Consider the following 204-nt stretch of genomic DNA (forward strand, 5'->3'; position numbering starts at 1 on the left):
CTCCAGTTCGCGCAGCGCGTGCCCCACGGGGTCCCAGCGGACGAGGGCCTGCACGGGCCGCAGGGCCGGCTCCGCGACGACCACGACGGTGCCGCCCGCGCTCTGTCCCCGTACCAGCGCCGCCGCGCCCAGCCAGCGGCGCAGCGCCTCCTCCTCGGCGCGCAGATCGGGCCGCGCGAGCTGCGCCCAGCCGTCGAGGAGCAG

1 pseudogene is annotated in these 204 nt (G+C 79.4%); it reads right to left on the bottom strand.

Annotated elements, in window-relative coordinates:
• Positions 1-204: pseudogene (locus tag G3I42_RS32010) on the bottom strand (primosome assembly protein PriA); the annotation flags it as partial.

It is taken from the genome of Streptomyces sp. SID11385, from assembly GCF_010548245.1.
Lineage (GTDB): Bacteria > Actinomycetota > Actinomycetes > Streptomycetales > Streptomycetaceae > Streptomyces.